The organism is Ursidibacter sp. B-7004-1, from assembly GCF_053654055.1.
The window spans coordinates 1-7,516 of record NZ_JBSIUP010000052.1 but is presented as its reverse complement, the minus strand read 5'-3'; the positions used below and the strand labels follow the sequence as shown (position 1 = coordinate 7,516).

Annotated in this window: 4 protein-coding genes; all 4 read right to left on the bottom strand. The window is 38.4% G+C overall.

Annotated elements, in window-relative coordinates; genetic code table 11:
• Positions 1-140: 140 nt before the first annotated feature.
• On the bottom strand, positions 141-1,505 hold the full coding sequence (pssA, locus tag ACWIW0_RS10945) for a CDP-diacylglycerol--serine O-phosphatidyltransferase (protein WP_454453337.1): 1,365 nt from the start codon (positions 1,503-1,505) through the stop codon (positions 141-143).
• A 174-nt stretch (positions 1,506-1,679) separates the two neighbouring features.
• Positions 1,680-4,493 (bottom strand): isoleucine--tRNA ligase, encoded by a 2,814-nt coding sequence (gene ileS, locus ACWIW0_RS10940; protein WP_454453336.1) that lies wholly within the window; start codon positions 4,491-4,493, stop codon positions 1,680-1,682.
• Between the two features lie 69 nt (positions 4,494-4,562).
• Positions 4,563-5,519 (bottom strand): bifunctional riboflavin kinase/FAD synthetase, encoded by a 957-nt coding sequence (ribF, locus tag ACWIW0_RS10935; RefSeq protein ID WP_454453335.1) that lies wholly within the window; start codon positions 5,517-5,519, stop codon positions 4,563-4,565.
• Between the two features lie 131 nt (positions 5,520-5,650).
• Entirely contained in the window at positions 5,651-7,486 is a 1,836-nt protein-coding gene (gene uvrC / locus ACWIW0_RS10930; protein WP_454453334.1) for an excinuclease ABC subunit UvrC, read from the bottom strand.
• Between the last annotated feature and the right edge of the window lie 30 nt (positions 7,487-7,516).

The following is a 7,516-nucleotide window of genomic DNA, read 5'->3' as shown; positions in this document are numbered from 1 at the left end:
AACAAAATAAAATGTTTATTTTTCAATTGGTTATAATTCTTCTTTGTAGGGACGCCACGCTTGGCGTCCGAATGAAAACACTTTGTCAATAAACTGGGACACACTGCGTGTGTCCGAATGAAAAGAAAACGGAGTTACTGTTATAACAGCATTTTGACTATTTTATCTAATTTTACTCGACCGAATTTCTTCAATAATTTACGCACTTTTTCAGGGTAATCTCGCTGGATTTCTAAATCACTATAATGACTTAGTAATGTTGTGTGAGTACGAATTTGTTCAAGTTCTTGTGTGGATTTTTCCACTAATTCTGCCTTAGGATCAGAAATCAATACCGCATTTTCTGCATCTAATCCCCAAGCTCTTGGATTCAAATTATTACCCGTTAATAAAATGTAGCGATTGTCGATCCAAACACCTTTTAAGTGGTAAGTATTTGCATCGTGTTTCCATAAACGAACGTTTAGCTGACCATTTTGGATATAAGTATCAAAGCGTCTTGTGAATGCTCTCAAATTCTTTTCATACAAATATGGCAATGCCGATGCCATAGAAAATTTCTCTTCTGGCGGTGTATAGAAATCATTTGCGGTTTTATCTCCCACAATAATTTCAACACTTTTCCCTTTATTCAGTAGCCATTTAATTCGCTGTTGGAGAGAACGTGGGAAATTAAAATAAGGGGTACAAATAGTTAATTTCTGCTCAACTTGATAAAACAAGGCTTCTATCGTTTTATTCAAGCTATTTTTTCGCCCAAGCCCTAATAATGCAGAAAGCATTAAGGCATCATCACGCTTTTTCTCTCCGCTAAAATGATATTGCTGCTGGCTTAAATACTTACGAAATGCTTTAATTTGCGAGCGAATTTCTGCAGTTTTAGGACGAGCTTGATCTAAACGATTAACAGCAACATTAGGTAAAATATGTTCATCAATCAACTTCACAAAGCTGTCTGCTAAGGCTTGGTTTTCTATTTGATGATAGCGATCGTAGCGATAGCGTTCAAATTGATGTAAATAAACATTGTTGATACTTGCACCGCTATATAACAGGGTATTATCAAATACAAAACCTTTTAAATGTAATACCCCAAAAACTTCACGTCCATTGATAGGGACACCGTAAAAGGCAATATCATTCTCAGTAGCTAAGCTATATTGCTGACGAATTTTAGCGTACCAATCTGCATTTGAACTTTGGGCATCTTCACCAATACGTCCACGTTGTGCACGATGCCAATCGACTAAAATTTTAATGTCTAATTCAGGACGGGCTAATTTTGCTTGATAAAGAGCATTAAGAATTTCTTGCCCTGCTTCATCTTTCTCAAAATAAAGGGCTGTAATATAAATTCGAGATTTTGCTTGTGCAATTAAGGCTAGAATTTGTTGTTTAAATTCGGCACTATTACGCAGAAAATGAATTTGATTAGCTGATTGCGGTAGATATTGCAATTTATCCAAATAGTTTCTTGCACGAGTTAGTTTGTTTAAACTCAGCATTGAATTGCTCCATAAAGCCTAAGCGGTAAGATTTGGTAAAAAATTTACTAAAATAGACCGCTTATTTGTATTATAGTTTCTGTTGAAAAAGGTCTTGAAGATAAGCTTAATAACAAAAATTAGAGTTTAAGCAGTCAATGGTGGGCTAAAGCCCACCCTACATATATTTTATGTTTAAGCGAATTGGCGTTTTTCGCCTACGCCTACTACATTTTCAACACAGCGTCCGCAGATATGTTGGTGTTCTGTATTTTTACCAATATCTGTTGAATAATGCCAACAACGTGGACATTTTTCACCTTCCGCTCGCTCAACTTTTACTGCAAGACCAGCTAATTCACCTTCTGCAATATCCGCTTCTGCTAATGGCTTGACCACTGCTTGTGAAGTAATCAATACAAAACGTAACTCATTGCCAAGCTGTTCTAATAATGGGCGGATTTGATCGTTAGCATAAACGGTTACTTTCGCTTCTAAACCTGCACCGATCAGTTTATCGTTTCGAGCCTGTTCTAATACTCGGTTTACTTCAGCACGCACTTTGAGTAACTGTTGCCAGTAAGTATCATCAAGCTGTTCATTTTCACCTAAACCAAATAAACCTTCATAAAATTCTTCGGTAAAGACAAACTCTGAACGCCCTTCTACTTTTGGTAAATATCCCCAGATTTCATCGGCTGTAAAAGATAAAATAGGTGCAATCCAACGAACTAAGGCTTCTGAAATATGCCACAATGCAGTTTGGCAACTACGGCGAGCAAGGCTGTCTGCTTTCGTTGTGTATTGACGGTCTTTGATAATATCTAAATAGAATGATCCCATTTCAATTGAGCAGAAACGCATTAAGCGTTGCACAACTGTATGGAACTGATAATTATCGTAAGCCTCTTTAATTTCTTTCTGTGCTTCTAATGCACAGCTTACCGCCCAACGATCTAATGAAATCATCTCTTCAGGCTGAACAAGATCACGTTGTGGATCAAAGCCATTCAAGTTAGCTAATAAGAAACGAGCAGTATTACGAATACGGCGATAAGTATCACCTGCGCTATTTAAGATTTTGTGTGAAACTGCAATCTCACCCGTATAGTCTGTTGAGGCAACCCATAAACGTAGAATATCTGCTCCATTTTTGTTCCAAACTTCACTTGGTACAATTACATTCCCAAGAGACTTAGACATTTTACGACCTTTCTCATCTACGGTAAAACCGTGCGTTAAGACTTGGCGATAAGGTGCTTTGCCATTTGTTGCGGTAGAGAGCATCAAGGAAGACATAAACCAACCACGATGTTGGTCCGATCCTTCTAAATACATATCAGCAGATTTGCCATTAAATTCAGGGCGTTGCTCAACAACCGATGCGTAAGTTGATCCTGAATCAAACCATACATCTAATGTATCTGGTACTTTACGATAGATTTTCGCATCTTCACCCAATAGCTCAGCAGGATCAAGATCCCACCAAGCCTGAATACCTGATTGTTCCACACGTTTTGCAACTTCTTCCAATAATTCTAAAGTACGTGGGTGAAGTTCTTCCGTTTCATTGTGGACAAACATTGTCATTGGTACACCCCAAGTACGCTGACGTGAGATACACCAGTCAGGGCGATTTGCCACCATATTATCAATACGAGCTTCACCCCAACTTGGGATCCAGCGAACTTGTTTAATTTCACCTAATGCCTGTTGGCGTAGCCCTTGTGTTTCCATTCCAATAAACCATTGTGGTGTTGCTCGGAAGATAATCGGGGTTTTATGACGCCAACAATGTGGGTAACTATGCTTAATGCGTTCTAATTTAAGTAATGAGCCTGTTTCTTTTAATTTTTCTAGTACAAGGTCATTTGCTTCAAATACGCCTTTGCCTGCGAAGAATGGCGTACTTGAAATAAATTTACCGTCATTGGCAACTAAACCAGCCATTTCTAAACCATATTTTTTCGAGACGATAAAGTCATCTTGACCGTGGTCTGGTGCTGTATGAACTAAACCTGTTCCACCATCTGTGGTAACGTGATCGCCTAAAATAAATGGTACGCTAAAATCATAGAATGGGTGATTAAAGCGGAGTAATTCTAAATCAGATCCTTTTGCTGAACCTAACACTTCAACTTGTTCAACACCTGCTGCTTTCTGCACGCTTTCGACTAATGCAGAGGCTAAAATAACACGCTCATCACCAAATTGAAGTAGCTGGTAATCTAATTCAGGGTTTAATGAAATGGCTCGGTTAGATGGTAAGGTCCAAGGGGTTGTTGTCCAAATTACCGCAGAAATCTGACCGCTTCCTTTGCCTTGAGCGTTAAATTTTGCTTCTACTTCGGCATTGTTAGTTGCTGAGAAGCGAACATAAATAGAAGGAGAGACTTTATCTTCATATTCTACTTCTGCTTCAGCCAAAGAAGAGCCACAATCTAAACACCAATGAACAGGCTTAGAACCTTTATAAAGATGGCCGTTAGCAATCACACGACCTAAGGTGCGAATAATGTTTGCTTCGGTATTAAAATTCATTGTGAGATAAGGGTTATCCCAATCACCAAATACCCCCATACGGATAAAGTCCGCTTTCTGACCTTCTACTTGCTCTTTTGCATAATCACGACAGGCTTGACGGAATTCCGCTGCAGAAATTTTCTCATTCGGTTTACCCACAATACCTTCTACTTTCAATTCAATCGGTAAACCGTGGCAGTCCCAACCTGGTACATAAGGAGTATCATAACCCAATGCCGTTTTGGACTTCATAATCATATCTTTGAGAATTTTATTCACTGCGTGTCCTAAGTGAAGCGTTCCATTTGCATACGGAGGTCCATCGTGCAAAATAAAGGTTTTCTTGCCTTTTGATGCTTCACGAATTTTTTGGTAAAGATTCTTCTCATACCAATTTTTCAACATATCTGGCTCACGTTTTGCCAGATCCCCACGCATTGGGAAACCTGTTTCCGGCAGGTTTAAAGTGTTTTTGTAGTCTGTCATATTATTTTCCAATCAATCAAAATATAAATAGGATAAGCGGTCTGTTCTTAACTACTTTTTGCAAAAAATCTAGTCAATCTTACCGCTTGTAAAAAATTCTTTCACTGCTACCACATCTTGTTCAATTTGCTGTTTTAATGCTTCAAAATTTGCAAATTTAATCTCTGAACGAATTTTCTTCAAGAAACGGACTTCTATTGCCTGCCCGTAAATCTGCTCACTAAAATCAAAAAGATGAACTTCTAATAAAGGTTTAGTTCCATTGATAGTCGGGCGATTTCCCACATTCGCAATACCATTAAAACAGCCGTTAGGTGTTTCGATTTCTACTGCATAGACCCCTTGAATAGGGGTAACAAGGCGGTTTAGCATAATATTTGCGGTAGGAAAACCAATCGTTCTTCCTAACTTATTACCGTGAGCCACTCGCCCACGAATAGTATAAGGCTTACCCAACAACTCTTGAGCAAACGATAAGTCGTCTTGTTCCAAAGCATTACGCACTAATGAGCTACTAATACGCTCTTTCCCCAAACAATAGCTATGATGATCTTCTACTTCAAAACTATATTTTTTGCCTGCACTTTGTAGCATTGTAAAATCTCCCGTTCGCTTTTGGCCAAAACGGAAATCATCGCCAACACTAAGATATTTCACCTGTAATTTATCAATCAATAAATCTTGAATAAATGTTAGAGGTTCTTGCTGTGCGAAATGTTTATCAAATTTCACACATAAAAGGTAATCAATTCCTAATGGCTTTAATGCACTAATTTTATCGCGTAATCGCATTAAACGTGCGGGAGCGGTTAGATTTTGTTGTTTTTTTGCAAAAAATTCTCGAGGTTGTGGTTCAAAAATCATTACGACGGAAGGCAAATTTAATAAATGAGCTTTATCCAGAAGACGATGTAGGATTTTCTGATGCCCTAAATGTACACCATCAAAATTACCGATTGTCAGTACACACCCACGTTGCAACTCAGGATAACAACAAAGATTATGAACACCACGAATTAATTGCATTGATTTGTAATTATTAGCTTTTTTAATAAAAATAGTGCTTGATTATACGAGAAAGAGTAGGAAATGGAAAGGGAAGATATTGCTATTAACCTATCCTATCTTCTTGTGTCTAAATATCTATATTTGTATGCTTATCCATTCTGCAACGTATCGAAAATAACTTCGGCAAGGGCGTTTGAAATACCTGGGACGGATTGAATTTCTTCAAGAGTAGCAGCTTTCACTCCTTGCATTCCGCCTAGATATTTGAGTAGGGCTTGACGGCGTTTTGCACCTACACCTGCGATAGATTCTAATCCGCTTTCGGTAAAGGCTTTTTGGCGTTTTTTACGATGTCCTGTAATGGCGTAGTTGTGGGATTCATCACGAATATGCTGAATTAAATGTAATGCGAGGCTATCAGGGGGAAGATGTATTTCTTTATCCCAATGGCTAATAAGCAAAGTCTCTAAGCCTGCTTTACGTTCAACGCCTTTAGAAACACCAATCAATAAAGGCTTATTTTTATCCCATTCAACATTAAGCCCAGCAAAAGTTTGTAAGGCTCGATTAAGTTGTCCTTTGCCGCCATCAATAAAAATAATGTCAGGAATTTTTTCAGGGGAAAGTGGTTTATCATAACGTTTTAATAAGGCTTGCTCCATTGCTGCATAATCATCACCAGCGGTAATGCCTTCAATGTTAAAACGGCGATAATCGGATTTTAATGGTCCATTTTCATCAAAAACCACACAAGATGCGACCGTTTGATTGCCCATTGTGTGACTAATATCAAAACATTCCATTCGTTTAATTTCAGGCAGCTGTAATAGGGTTTGTAGTGCTTGGTAACGAGCTTGAATGCGTGAATCTTGTTTAAGTTGTAAGGTTAAAGCTGCCATTGCATTCGTTTTTGCTAGAGCAAGATAGCGACTTTTTTCTCCCCTAACTTTATCTTGGATTGTTACTTTATGTCCTGCTTGCTCACTTAATAGTGTTTGTAATGCCAGCGATTCAGTCACTGGCTGATCAATAATGATTTGATGTGGAATGGTGCGATGTTGATTCATCTGCAGGTAAAATTGCCCGATAAATGTATCACTTAATTCGGCAATCTCAGTATGATTTGGCACTTTAGGAAAATAGCTACGATTACCCAGCACTTTTCCTTGACGAACAAACAAAATATGTACACAGGCAATACCTTGCTGATAGGCAATAGAGATAATATCAAGATCATCTAGGCGTTCATTGCTCACAAACTGCTTTTCAGTTACAGAACGCACTTGTTGAATTTGATCTCGAAAGCGAGCAGCCATTTCAAAATCAAGATCTTCCGCTGCTTTTTCCATTTTGGCAATCAAGTGTTCGATCACTTGTTGATCTTTCCCCTGCAAGAATAGCCGTACAAATTGTACTTGTTGATCATATTCTTGCTGGGAATAAATGCCTTCTACACAAGGGGCAAGGCAACGTCCAATTTGGTATTGTAAACAAGGGCGAGAACGATTTTTATAGTAGGAGTCTTCGCACTGGCGAATAGGAAATAGCTTTTGCAGTAAATTTAGCGTTTCTCGCACTGCCCCTGCATTTGGATATGGTCCAAAATATTCCCCTGCAATTTTTTTGCTACCACGAAAGCTGGCTATGCGAGGGTGTTGATGTTTAGTCAGCAAGATATAAGGGTAAGATTTATCGTCCCGTAGTAAGACGTTATATTTAGGCTGATTTTCTTTAATATAATTATGTTCAAGTAAAAGTGCTTCTGTTTCAGAATGGGTTAGGGTTGTTTCAATATGGGCGATATTTGAAACTAACGATTCCGTCTTTCGGCTAGAAAGTTGCGTGCGGAAATAACTGGATAAACGTTTTTTCAGATCTTTGGCTTTGCCAACGTAAATAATCGTTCCTTTATCGTCATACATACGATAAACCCCTGGCTGGTGGGGAACGTTGGCTAAAAACTGTTTTGAATCAAAAGTGGTCATTTGCAAAAACTAGTGAAAATCGAACCGCTT

Bases quoted from the DNA above. Each gene is read 5' to 3' on its own strand.
- pssA (WP_454453337.1), bottom strand. From the start codon at position 1,505: ATGCTGAGTTTAAACAAACTAACTCGTGCAAGAAACTATTTGGATAAA.
- ileS (WP_454453336.1), bottom strand. From the start codon at position 4,493: ATGACAGACTACAAAAACACTTTAAACCTGCCGGAAACAGGTTTCCCA.
- ribF (WP_454453335.1), bottom strand. From the start codon at position 5,519: ATGCAATTAATTCGTGGTGTTCATAATCTTTGTTGTTATCCTGAGTTG.
- uvrC (WP_454453334.1), bottom strand. From the start codon at position 7,486: ATGACCACTTTTGATTCAAAACAGTTTTTAGCCAACGTTCCCCACCAG.